The organism is Gloeomargarita sp. SKYB120 (genome assembly GCA_025062155.1).
In the GTDB taxonomy this organism is placed as follows: Bacteria; Cyanobacteriota; Cyanobacteriia; order Gloeomargaritales; family Gloeomargaritaceae; genus Gloeomargarita.
Genome location: JANXAM010000047.1, coordinates 1 through 11,268, shown reverse-complemented (window position 1 = coordinate 11,268; position 11,268 = coordinate 1). Strand labels below are relative to the sequence as shown.

Annotated in this window: 10 protein-coding genes and 1 tRNA gene; 8 read left to right on the top strand and 3 right to left on the bottom strand. The window is 59.5% G+C overall.

What is annotated here, in order from left to right; translation table 11 throughout:
* Together NZ705_11750 and NZ705_11745 are read left to right on the top strand one after the other, a co-directional pair.
* Positions 1-187, top strand: a 187-nt coding sequence (locus NZ705_11750) for a hypothetical protein (protein ID MCS7293617.1), incomplete at its 5' end; no start/stop codon positions are given.
* 537 nt (positions 188-724) lie between these two features.
* Entirely contained in the window at positions 725-1,909 is a 1,185-nt protein-coding gene (locus NZ705_11745) for a DNA double-strand break repair nuclease NurA (protein ID MCS7293616.1), read from the top strand.
* Here NZ705_11745 and NZ705_11740 read toward each other — a convergent pair.
* A tRNA-Asp gene (locus tag NZ705_11740) sits at positions 1,910-1,983 on the bottom strand.
* 159 nt (positions 1,984-2,142) lie between these two features.
* Here NZ705_11740 and NZ705_11735 point away from each other — a divergent pair.
* The 3 genes from NZ705_11735 (at position 2,143) to NZ705_11725 (ending at position 4,730) form a co-directional block, all read left to right on the top strand.
* Entirely contained in the window at positions 2,143-3,150 is a 1,008-nt protein-coding gene (locus NZ705_11735; GenBank protein ID MCS7293615.1) for an NAD(P)-dependent alcohol dehydrogenase, read from the top strand.
* Positions 3,147-4,265, top strand: a complete 1,119-nt coding sequence (proB, locus tag NZ705_11730) for a glutamate 5-kinase (protein ID MCS7293614.1) — start codon at positions 3,147-3,149, stop codon at positions 4,263-4,265. Before NZ705_11735 ends, proB begins: the two co-directional genes overlap by 4 nt.
* Before the next feature lie 198 nt (positions 4,266-4,463).
* The gene (locus NZ705_11725; protein ID MCS7293613.1) at positions 4,464-4,730 is read left to right on the top strand and encodes a hypothetical protein; all 267 of its coding nucleotides are present in this window, start codon (positions 4,464-4,466) and stop codon (positions 4,728-4,730) included.
* A gap of 158 nt (positions 4,731-4,888) precedes the next feature.
* Here NZ705_11725 and NZ705_11720 read toward each other — a convergent pair whose 3' ends face one another.
* Complete coding sequence (locus tag NZ705_11720) at positions 4,889-6,301, bottom strand: TldD/PmbA family protein (protein ID MCS7293612.1); 1,413 nt, start codon at positions 6,299-6,301, stop codon at positions 4,889-4,891.
* Positions 6,302-6,304: 3 nt separating this feature from the next.
* Entirely contained in the window at positions 6,305-7,333 is a 1,029-nt protein-coding gene (purM, locus tag NZ705_11715; GenBank protein ID MCS7293611.1) for a phosphoribosylformylglycinamidine cyclo-ligase, read from the bottom strand.
* A gap of 182 nt (positions 7,334-7,515) precedes the next feature.
* On the opposite strand from purM, the gene NZ705_11710 reads away from it, so the two are divergent.
* The 3 genes from NZ705_11710 to NZ705_11700 are packed head-to-tail and all read left to right on the top strand — an operon-like array spanning position 7,516 to position 11,004.
* Complete coding sequence (locus NZ705_11710) at positions 7,516-8,385, top strand: septal ring lytic transglycosylase RlpA family protein (protein MCS7293610.1); 870 nt, start codon at positions 7,516-7,518, stop codon at positions 8,383-8,385.
* 1 nt (position 8,386) lies between these two features.
* Positions 8,387-9,892: a bifunctional pantoate--beta-alanine ligase/(d)CMP kinase gene (locus NZ705_11705; protein MCS7293609.1), complete on the top strand. Its 1,506-nt coding sequence runs from the start codon at positions 8,387-8,389 to the stop codon at positions 9,890-9,892.
* Between the two features lie 29 nt (positions 9,893-9,921).
* Positions 9,922-11,004, top strand: a complete 1,083-nt coding sequence (locus NZ705_11700) for a PIN/TRAM domain-containing protein (protein ID MCS7293608.1) — start codon at positions 9,922-9,924, stop codon at positions 11,002-11,004.
* Positions 11,005-11,268: the final 264 nt, after the last annotated feature.

The window sequence follows — 11,268 nt, the reverse complement described above, 5'->3', positions numbered from 1 at the left end:
ATGTCACCTTTTCCCTACCTGCAAGGAATCGGCAAAAGCAGGTATGGTCGTTCTGGCGGGCCGTTGCTCGGTTGCACTGCCTGTCGTGTTGGTCTCCGGCCACCTAGACCATAGCGATGACGCTCCGCTCCTGCAGGCGGCGGGAGAAGTTGTTGGAAGAGCCGTTCACCTAGCAGCCTGTGGCTAAATGTCCACAGCTTTAGGAATGGTTGCGCCCAAAGCTGGTCTCGGCAGGAGCGGCAGAGTCTATAGCTAAGCCATCTATGGTTGTCAGCCCTTGAGTCCCGGAGCACGGCCCCGCCTTTGGGTTTCCTCTCCTCTTTCTGACAAACTAAAGCAGCTTAGCTATATCTACTTGCGGGGGACAATTTTTGCAATGGGAGACAACCCAGCCTGTACCTCCAGCGCTATCTTTGTCGCGCCTCACCCTAGCTGGCCAGGCATGAGTTTTGTCTATGTTCTGGACTGTCGCTATGTATTTCCAGTGGAGGTGATGGTCAATAATCTGCAATACTTCGACCCCCTTCTCCTAAAACGCTAGATTTCTCAGCAGATGACCAGCACACCCTACAGCCTTCCAGAAGAGAACTGACGTGTTGGAAACTTTTCTTGACTTTGTCACGGTAGCCTTTGTGCAGTTCATCGTGAGTAGTGAACTGGCGACCACAAGAAAATATGGGTAGATTGACATTGAGGACATTGCAAAGGATACCCTTTAAGAACGATGCTGAACTTTACCAAACTGGCGGCCCAATTACCTGCACTTAGTCAATATCTCACCCGAGAAACCCTGGCGAATCAACAACGACTCCGAGCAGCCCAAGAACTCTGGCAATTGGCGACTACTCAGCAGGTTGAATGGGTCGAACGCTTACACGCCGCCGCTACGGGATTGGCCTTTGCTCCCGCAGTTCCCTTGGAACCCCTAGATACCTGCGTGACATTGCCCCCGGCGCCCCCTATCCATACAGTCATCGCTACCGATGGCTCCCAAATCGCCCCGAGTCACCACGAAGCAGTGTACTGCTATTTAATTAACATTGGTTATGTACTCCTGCACTACGGTTCCGGGCGATTGCCCCGTTTGGATAGCATTCCTGAAGTTTTTTATCAGGCGGAAGACCTGTACCAGTGTCGCCAATGGGGCATTCGCACGGAAGAATGGCTCAGCTACCGGCGCACTCAGTTGGAAGCGACAATTCTCGCCGAGTTGGCCACTGAATGGCGCAGCGGGGGATGGGATGAACCGGCCATTGCCCTGCTGGATGGGTCGCTCATCTACTGGTTTTTGGAAGGATTACCGGCGGCGGCCCAAGCAGTGATTTTGCCCCCCATCCTAGAGGCGTGGCGGGCTTGCCGGAAAGCCCAGGTGCCGGTGCTGAGCTACCTGAGTGCGGGGCGGTCACTGGACGTGATGAATTTTTTGCGCCTGGGGTTGTGTCCCCATCTGACGCCCGATTGCCAGGCCCATTGCAACGGTCAGCCAGACGGTGCTCCCTGCGATAAACTCAAACCCCTGCGGGACACCACGTTGATGCAGACGCAGTTGCAGCCGGGACAACGGGGACCCCTGTGGCGCAGCACCCAACCCATCCAAGCGCAGTACGACGACCAAGCCGTGGGCTTTTGTTACGTCCATGTCGGCACAGAAATCGCGCGGGTGGAATTTCCCCTATGGCTGGCGGACGACCGGAACTGGTTGGATCAGAGTTTGGGATTGCTCCTAGCGCAGGTGAACAAAGGCTATGGCTATCCAGTCGCGCTCGCCGAAGCCCACAACCAAGCTGTGGTCCGGGCTGGCGACCGAGCCAGGTTTTTCGCGCTCATTGAAGAAGAATTGCTGCGCAGCGGTCTCGGTCAATTGCTACCATCGGCGAAAGAAAGCCGTAAACGCGAGAGCATTGCTTGACGGGCCTGACGGGGCTCGAACCCGCAACTTCCGCCGTGACAGGGCGGTGCTCTAACCGATTGAACTACAGGCCCTTGGGTGGGGCTTTCCTATTATGCCAAAAGCGGGTGGGGTTTGGCGCAGGGCAAAGCTCTGTCCCTGGTTGAAAGTGGCTTGGCGCAGATGATGGTTGGCGCTCGCAGGGGGAATCGCCTATGATTCAAGGCGTCACCACACCAATCTCAAACGCGCCGATGATTCATGCCTACGCCGCCCATCAACCAGGGGGAACACTTGAACCTTTTACCTATGACCCTGGACCCTTGCCGCCGGATGCAGTCGAACTCCAGGTGGAGTATTGCGGCATTTGCCATAGCGACCTGAGCATGGTCAACAACGAATGGGGCATTAGTCAGTACCCCCTGGTGCCAGGTCATGAAGTGGTCGGTGTCGTTGCGGCAGTTGGGGCGCAGGTGACCTCGGTGCAGGTGGGGCAACGGGTCGGTCTTGGTTGGTACGCCCATTCCTGCTTGCAGTGTGAATGGTGCCAGACTGGGAACCAGCACCTGTGCCAGGCAGCGGAAGCCACGATTGTCGGGCGATATGGGGGATTTGCCGACCGGGTGCGCGCCCATCCTGAGTGGTTGATTCCGTTGCCGGACGGACTGGACCCCGCGAAGGCTGGCCCCCTGTTTTGCGGGGGGATTACAGTGTTCAGCCCGCTGGTGGAATTTAATGTGCGTCCGACCGACCGGATGGGTGTCGTGGGGATTGGGGGTTTGGGGCACTTGGCGCTGCAATTTTTCCGGGCCTGGGGGTGTGAAGTCACGGCGTTTTCCAGCAACCCCGCCAAGGAAACAGAAGCGAAAACCCTAGGGGCATCCCACTTTGTTCCTTCCCGGGACCCCGAAGCGCTAGCTAAAGTTGCCAACACCTTTGATTTCATCCTGGTCACGGCCAACGTGGCATTGCCCTGGGATTTGTATCTGCAGGCGCTGCGCCCCAAGGGACGGTTGCACTTTGTAGGCGTTGTCCCCCAGGCGATTCCGGTGCCTACATTGACCTTGATTGCCGCCCAGAAATCCGTATCCGGGAGTCCCGTCGGCAGTCCGGCCACGATGCGGCAAATGCTGGATTTTGCGGTGCGGCATGGGATTGAACCGCGCGTGCAGATGTTTCCATTTCACCGGGTCAATGAGGCGATGGCCCATTTGGCGTCGGGTCAGGCCCGTTACCGGCTAGTGTTGCACCACGAACGGTGAGCCAAACGATTGTTGTCAAAATCGGCACGTCCAGTCTCACCCAGGGCGTCAACGGTACGCTTAACTTGGCAACCCTGGCGGCGCTGGTAGAAACGCTGGTGGGACTGCGGCGACAAGGGTATCGCGTCGTGCTGGTGTCATCGGGTGCGGTCGGCGTGGGATGTCAACGGTTGGGGTTGACCGAACGACCCCAGAACCTGGCCACTCGCCAAGCCGTTGCTGCTGTGGGACAGGGCCGGTTGATGCGCTTGTATGACGATTTGTTTTCGGTGCTCGGTCAACCGATTGCCCAGGTGTTGCTCACCCGCGAAGACCTGAGCCAGCGCCACCGCTATATCAACGTGCTCAACACTCTGACGGAGTTGCTGAATTTAGGTATCATCCCCATCGTCAACGAAAACGACACCGTGGCCGTTGAAGAACTGCGCTTCGGCGATAACGACACTCTTTCGGCGTTGCTGGCCAGCCTGCTAGGCGCTCAATGGTTGATCTTGCTGACGGACGTGGACCGGTTGTACGCCCGCGACCCGCGCCAGGACCCCAGTGCTCCCCCGATTACCCTCGTCAATCGCATTGCCGATTTGGCTGAATTAGGCGTCCAGGTGAGTCAGGCGGGTTCCGGGTGGGGCACTGGTGGGATGGTCACCAAAATTACTGCAGCCCGCATTGCCACCGCAGCCGGAGTGCGCACGGTGATCACCGAAGGTCGGCAGCCCCACCAGTTGCCCAAAATCCTGGCGGGAGAGTTAATCGGCACCCATTTCCTACCCCACACACCGCCAGCACGCGCCCGCAAACGCTGGTTGGCCCATGGTCTAGTGCCGGTGGGACGCCTGGTGATTGATGCCGGGGCCGTTCGGGCCATCTGCCAACAGGGTCGCTCCCTCTTAGCGGCTGGGGTTGTCGCTGTCGAAGGAGACTTTCCCGCCCAGTCAGCCGTTCAGGTCGTAGATGAAACCGGTCAGGAAATTGCGCGGGGGTTGGTCAACTACAGCAGCGATGAATTGCGCCAGATTCTGGGTTGCCACTCGGACATGATCCCAGAGCGATTGGGTTACGCCGGACCTGATACCGTCATCCATCGTGACAATTTGGGTTTAATCGAACATCCGTAAAGTCGAAGCCCCAGTGTCTAAAAACCTTGGAATCGTCTCTTGATTCCCAGCCAGTTTACAACAATTGTGAAGAGAAAGTCTTTAGATTTTTCACAGAATCTCGAAGAAAACCTTAAAAGCGGAAAGGGATTGGGGATCAAGCCAATATCATCTAAGACAGGTCAGAAATGCATAACTTTGTTTAAGGAATTTACTCTTATGTCGTTCCCTAACGCCCAAGGGTCTGGTTTAGGTTGTCGGTATTGCCGTCACTACACACCGGAAGGACGACGGGGTGGGCAATGTCATCTCCTTGGCGTGGAAGTGCAGGGCGATTGGGTGGCTTGTCGGTTTGCGCTACCGCCCTTTGCCCCTTCCTGGGAACGAGCGGAAGATTGGAGTGGGTCACTGGTTGCCGGCGAGATGATGGGCTTGGTCTCGGTGCGGTCTCCATGGCATCGCAGTGTGGAACCGGCGGTGCGCTAGTGGGAGCAGGGCGTCGCTTGGCAACCCATCGGATAGTTTAAAACCCGCAACCACCATCTGCATCTACATCCTTGGGAAAGAACGGGACGGCGCACGGCTATCCCAAGATATGACAAGCATAGATAGCTATAGGCCAGTATCGGGGCTTTGCCTTGCGATTAGTTCCCATCCCCACCGATGACTACATCCCGGATGAGTAAACTTGGCCCACCGCAGCCGACCGGTAAACCGTTTTGCCCGCCCTTGCCGCACCCGCCCGATTCGTCCCAGGCTAGGTCGTTGCCGATTGCCTCAATCTGCGCCAGGGTGTGAAACACATTCCCGGTCAAGGTGACATCCCGCACCGGTTCCGCGAGTTGACCGCCTCGCACAAGCCAGGCTTCTCCCGCCGTAAACGTAAACATCTCTCCATTGGTCATGCCCCCGAGCCAGTTGCGGGCATAAATGCCGTCGCCAAGGGCCGCCAGTAAATCCGTCAACGACGCCGTGCCCGGCCCGATCCAGGTATTGGTCATGCGCACCAGGGGGGGATAGTGATAACTCAAACAGCGAGCGTTTCCCGTCGGTTTCTCCCCTAATTTCCCTGCCGTCTCGCGCGAGTGCAGCCGCGCCGTCAACACCCCGTCGGTGATGAGTTGGGTAACACTTGCTGGCACCCCTTCGTCGTCGTAGGCATAGCTGCCCCGATGTCCTGGGAGCGCCGCCCCGTCAAAAATCTGGAGTTCCGGTGGCCCAAACCGCCGCCCTAGGGTCATCACCGCCAACATCTCTGGGTTTTCATACAACATATCCGCTTCCGACAAATGCCCAAACGCCTCGTGGACGAATAGGCCGGTCAGGATGGGGTCAATCACCACGCGGTACACACCCCCCTTGACCTTGGGGAGGGACAAGGCTTGCACAGCCCGTTCGGCGGCACCCCGCACTTGGGCGTCCAACCCCTGTAAGTCCCGAAAATCCCGTCGCGACCCGGTAGTTTCCCGACCCACCTGCACCAGGCCGTTGCTTGCCGCTGTGGCGCTGAAGCGCATTTCCATGTCCACCCAGGACTGGTCAATCCAGGCGCCTTCAGAAGTGGCCAGAATCACGCGATGAGCGGCATCGCTATAGCGGACAGTGGTGGTGCTCACCTTGTCGGACACTGACTGCAGGACGTCCTGGTAGTGCTCGCACAGGGCTTTTTTCTCAGCCAAGGGCACTGTCTGGGGGTCCACACCGGTGACAAACGGGCCGCACTGCACCTGTACTGGTTCTACCGGCGCTAGTTGGGTCGTTTCGGTGCCGACGGCTTTGGCAGCGCTGATGGCATATTCTACGTGGTCGGCCAGGGCGTCAAGAGCATTGAAGCTGGCAAATCCCCAGCCACCCCGATGACAGGCTCGCACGTGGCCGCCGATGGAGAACCGTTCCCCCAACGATTCGATGCGGCGATGGCGCAGGACAATGTCAGTACTGTGGATAGCTTCCAGCCGGATGCTCAAAAAATCCACGCAACCACGGTAACGCTGTAGGGTGTCCTGCACCCGGTCCAAGTAGTTCGTCAGGCCATTTATGTTGGCATTAACACTCACCAGCTATGGGTTTTGGGGCATCACCTCCCCAATTATAGTGGTCGCTACGCCGACGCTGGCCAGGACGTTCTGCGCCTGGGTCGCCTGCTCAGGGGGCACTAGCACCACGTAGCCAATCCCCAGATTAAACGTCTCTCGCATGGTCGTTTCGGTCACCTGGCCCTGCCGCGCGATCCAGTGAAAAATCCCCGGCCAGGACCAGCGATGCCACTGAATGTCAATGCGTTGACCCGGCCCTAGACAGCGGGGCAGATTTTCCGGTAATCCCCCGCCGGTGATGTGGGCCATGCCGTGAATGGCAATCCCATGGGCCTTGAGGGCTTGCACTGCCGGTACGTAGATCACCGTTGGCGTCAGGAGAACGTCCGCCAGGCTCTCGCCGCCCAGTTCTGGGGGCGTTTGCGCCAGGATCTCTGGAAGTCGGGTTTCGTCCCCCGCCAAATCCGTCAAAATCCGGCGCACCAAGCTGTAGCCATTGCTATGGACCCCGCTGCTGGCTAGACCAATCGCCACGTCGCCGATTTGTACCTGGCTGCCGTCGAGCAAGTCCCGCCGTTCCACAACGCCTACGCAAAATCCGGCCAGGTCATAGACGCCCGGTGGGTAAAAGCCAGGCATTTCCGCCGTTTCACCGCCGATCAGGGCGCAACCGCTTTGTCGACATCCCTCCACGATGCCCTGGACGACCGCCGTCAGGGTGTCCACCTCGAGTTTGCCGGTGGCGATGTAATCCAGAAAAAACAGGGGCCGAGCATTGCTGGTGAGCACATCGTTGACGCACATGGCAACCAGGTCAATGCCAATGGTGTCGTGGCGGTTAAGCCACTGGGCCAGCTTCAATTTCGTGCCCACCCCATCGCTACCGGCGACCAACACCGGTTCCCGGTAACCGTCCGGGAGTTGAAAATAGCCTCCAAAGCCGCCAATACCCCCTAGGACGCCAGGGATGCGAGTGCGTTCAATAGCTGGACGAATGGCTGCCAGAAACGCCCGTGCGCCTGCTACATCCACGCCAGCGGTGCGGTAGTCCATTGGTCCATCTTGTACAGGTTCAGGGGAATCTGTTACAGTCGGTGGGGATTCACCCGTTTTTTCCACTCTGCCACGAAGTGCGCCCACCGCCAAGTCTATAGCTGGGGGAGCGACTCGGGGTAGAGCCTGTTGGTTGTGGGGAGTGAACGATGCTGAACCCAAGGAGGACAACGGTTCCACCAATGGCAGTCCTAGTCTCTTTAGTCGCTGGCCTGGGCTGGCATGTTCCCGCATCGCCAGGGCGCGCTGAAGTCGTCAAGGTAGGCGAACGCACGCCTGCAGCCGTCCCCTCCTTGCGAGTCTATCCCCACACCCTGCATCATCGACCGGCGGCAACTGTTTTTGTCCGTGACCTGCCGATTCTGACCTTTGTGGGGCGGACTGCGAGTGTGGTCGCCGACGGCGGCGTGAAGATGAGCAATCTCCGTCCGCGGGACGACGACCCCCTGGTGCCGGCCACCCAGTTGATTGCGCGGTTACACCAGCTTATGCAGCAGCGGTGGGAAGCCAAGGACTTGCAGGTGTGGCTCGACGAGCAGGGCCGGCCCTGGTTGCAATATCGCCACGAGCGACTCCTGCGGTTTGACGACACGGTGACCTTTGAGGGGGCCACAGCGGACCCGGTGCAAAATGCGTTACAGATGACCAATCGCCTGCGCTTGCGGCTGGGGAACGCGCCGCCCCTGAAAGCGGTGGTCACGCCCACGGGACAACCGTCTTTGGCACAACGGATGTTGACGGCGGCGGTCTCGGTGCGGTCGGTTCTCCGGGGCTGGGCCTCCTGGTACGGGGCGGAATTTCGCGGCCATCGCACCGCCAGCGGGGAACTGTTCAACCCCCGGGACTTGACGGCGGCCCATCGCACCTTGCCCTTCGGAACGCGGGTGCGAGTGACCAATTTGCGCAATGGCCGTTCGGTGGTGGTGCGGATCAACGACCGGGGACCCCACACGTCCAGTCGGGTGATTGATATTTCTGCCGCTGCCGCCCAGGTTCTGGGGTTGATTTCCATCGGTACAGCGCCGGTGCGTTTGGAGGTGCTAGGGCCGTAAGGTGCGTCTGGTACGAACAGTGGCGGGGTTGCGCGCAGCCTTGGCCAACCGGCAGGGGGTGGGATTTGTGCCGACCATGGGGGCGCTACATCCGGGTCACGGAGCACTGATCCAGGCTTGCCGGCGAGAAAATGACACAACGGTCGTCAGTATCTTTGTCAACCCGCTGCAATTCGGTCCCCAGGAGGACTACGCCCGCTATCCCCGCAACCTGGACGCGGATTTGGCCCTGTGCGCCCAGCTAGGGGTGGATGTGGTCTTTGCGCCCGAGGTGGCCGAACTCCTAGGGAGCGGTGATCTGACCCAGGTGGTGCCACCAGCCCACCTCACCCAGCATCTGTGTGCTCCCCATCGCCCTGGTCATTTCACGGGGGTGGCCACCATTGTGACCTTGCTTTTGCAACTGGTGCGGCCCCAGACGCTCTACCTAGGGCAAAAAGACGCCCAGCAGGTGGTGATTCTGCGGCGGGTGATCCAGGATTTGCAACTGGGGGTGCAGGTGCGGGTCATCCCCACGGTGCGCGAGCCGGACGGGTTGGCCTATAGCTCCCGCAACGCCTACTTGGATGCCCAAGCGCGGTCACAGGCCCGGTGGATATACCAGGCCCTCCAGCAGGCAGAAACCCGCTTTCGCCAAGGGGAGCGGCAAGCGGCGGCATTGCTGGAGACAGCGCGGGCGGTATTGGCCCAGGAACCCGCTTTGACCATTCAGTATCTAGAGCTGGTGCATCCCGAGACCCTGCAGCCGTTGACGGTCGTGGAGACCGAAGGCATCCTAGCGGTGGCGGTGGTGTTGGCGAGCGTGCGGTTGATTGACAACGTGTGGCTGAGAAGTCGCTTGCCCATGGTGGCGATTGACGGACCGGCAGGCGCAGGAAAATCCACCGTATCGCGGTTGGTGGCCGAACGCCTAGGATTGACCTATCTGGATACCGGGGCCTTGTACCGGGCGGTAACCTGGGCCGTCTTACAGGCGGGGGTGGACCCGCAAGACCCGGTAGCAGTGGCAGAGCAGGTGACCCCCCTGCAATTGGAATTGCGCTGGCAACCGGAGTTGCGGGTGTATGTCAATGGGGAGGACTGTACTGACTTTCTACGCACAACGGCAGTCACCCAGGCGGTGTCGCAGGTGGCGGCCCAACCAGCGGTGCGCCAGAAGTTGTTGCGTATCCAGCGGCAGTACGGCCAACGGGGCGGGATTGTCGTAGAGGGGCGAGACATTGGCACGACGGTTTTTCCCGAAGCGGAGGTGAAGATTTTTTTAACGGCGTCGGTGCAGGAACGGGCGCAGCGTCGCTGGCGGGAATTGCAGCAGCAGGGGATTACCGACGTGGATGTCGCCGCGATTGCCCGCGCCATTGCCGAGCGGGATGCCCAGGACAGTCAACGGGCGGTTTCGCCCCTGCGCCAGGCGCCGGATGCGGTGGTGATTGATTCGGACGGGTTGACAATTGAGGAGGTAGTGGCGCAAATTGTGTCGGTCTGGCAAAAAACGGTGGGGCTATAATGGATCGTGGGCTACCCAGCTCAGGCCATATGCTTGATGTGGTGATCATTGTCTCGTTGCTGCTGGCCGCCGGGGCGCTGGGCTTTCAAAGTGTAGAGTGGTTACCCCCAGAAACCTTGGCACCGGTGCAAAATGTGACGGGCTTGCGGTGGGTATTGAGTGGGTTTAGCGCCCTGATTTTGGGTTTGCCGCTGGGTGTGATGGTGCAGGGAGCCTACCGGCGTTTGGAGCGACGCCTGCGGCAGTGGCCGATTGAACGGGTGTTGACCCAGGCGGTGGGGCTGGTGCTGGGACTGCTGGTGGCGAACCTGCTGTTGGCGCCCCTATTTGTGTTGCCAATTCCGGTGGGTTTGGGTTGGCTGAAACCCTTGGCGGCGGTGGTGACGAGTTTGGCCCTGGGCTATGTGGGCATCTCCGTTGCTGACACCCACGGGCCGGCGTTATTGCGCCTACTCAGTCCGAACACGGTACAGCCCATGTTGCTGGCGGAGGGAACCCTCCAACCGGCGACGAGCAAGGTTCTAGATAGCAGCGTGATCATTGACGGGCGTATTGAACCAATCCTAGCGACGCAGTTTTTGGAAGGTCAACTCATCGTGCCGCGCTTTGTGCTGGCGGAATTGCAGGCTTTGGCAGATAGCAGTAACGACCAGCGACGCAGCCGGGGACGCAAGGGGCTGGAACTGCTCAAACGGTTGCAACAGACGTATCCCCAGCGGCTGGTGATCCACAGCGCCGACTACCCCGACCTGCACACCGTAGACGCCAAGCTCGTGCGGTTGGCCCAGGAACTCAACGCGATGTTGCTCACCAACGACTATGGATTGAACCAGGTGGCCACGGTGCAAAATGTCAAGGTGTTGAACATCAATGAATTGGCCCAGGCCCTACGCGCGCTGTACCAGCCGGGGGACACCCTGGATCTGAAAATTCTCAAGGAGGGCAAGGAACCTAGCCAGGGCGTGGGGTATCTCGAGGACGGCACGATGGTGGTGGTCGAGCAGGGCCGCGCCTACATTGGGGACCAGTTGCCGGTTGTGGTAACGGGTTCCCTGCAAACCAGCGCTGGACGCATGATTTTTGCCCGCCCAAAGACGTCCCTTAAGACCTAAGAGTTTGCCGCAGGGGAAATGGCTAGGAACGTAAGCCAGGGCGTAGAAGGCCCTGGATGGCTTGCAGTTCCATCAGAGTCTCCTAACTAAATGGGAATTCCCATGTCCTTTCCTACGCTTCCCCGTCCCCGTCTAACGCTGGGGGAACGGTAGCGACCGCCGCGATGGCATCATCCGCATCCAGCCGTTGTAAACGCACCCCGGTCGCCATGCGGGATTGCTGGGAAATGTCACAGGCGGCCTGGCGAATGATCACCCCTCGTT

What these genes read in the sequence shown, in the direction of transcription:
- NZ705_11745 (MCS7293616.1), top strand. Translation starts at nt 725, where the DNA reads ATGCTGAACTTTACCAAACTGGCGGCCCAATTACCTGCACTTAGTCAA.
- NZ705_11735 (MCS7293615.1), top strand. Translation starts at nt 2,143, where the DNA reads ATGATTCATGCCTACGCCGCCCATCAACCAGGGGGAACACTTGAACCT.
- NZ705_11725 (MCS7293613.1), top strand. Translation starts at nt 4,464, where the DNA reads ATGTCGTTCCCTAACGCCCAAGGGTCTGGTTTAGGTTGTCGGTATTGC.
- purM (MCS7293611.1), bottom strand. Translation starts at nt 7,333, where the DNA reads ATGGACTACCGCACCGCTGGCGTGGATGTAGCAGGCGCACGGGCGTTT.
- NZ705_11710 (MCS7293610.1), top strand. Translation starts at nt 7,516, where the DNA reads ATGGCAGTCCTAGTCTCTTTAGTCGCTGGCCTGGGCTGGCATGTTCCC.
- NZ705_11700 (MCS7293608.1), top strand. Translation starts at nt 9,922, where the DNA reads ATGCTTGATGTGGTGATCATTGTCTCGTTGCTGCTGGCCGCCGGGGCG.